1 pseudogene is annotated in these 271 nt (G+C 40.2%); it reads left to right on the top strand.

What is annotated here, in order from left to right:
• Nucleotides 1–271: pseudogene (locus ACFIK8_RS12910) on the top strand (hypothetical protein); the annotation flags it as partial.

Below are 271 nucleotides of genomic sequence, written 5' to 3' on the forward strand. Positions count from 1 at the left end.
GTGGCGTCTGAACTCTGGTGACCCCAATGGAATATCCAACAGGGAGCCATGGTTAAAGATAAATGAGCAGGTTGCCAGTGTCATAAAAGCCCAGAAAGCCGCGTTTCATATTGTCAATGGTGATCTGACGGAATTTGGTCGCCAAAGAACCTATGACGATTATAAAAATGTCTATAAAAAATTTGAAGCTCCTGTTTATGAGGGGTTAGGTAATCACGATTATGCCAATAATGTTGGTCATTGTACAATTCCTGAAGCATACGATTTTTAT

The organism is Bartonella sp. MR168JLCBS (genome assembly GCF_042194175.1).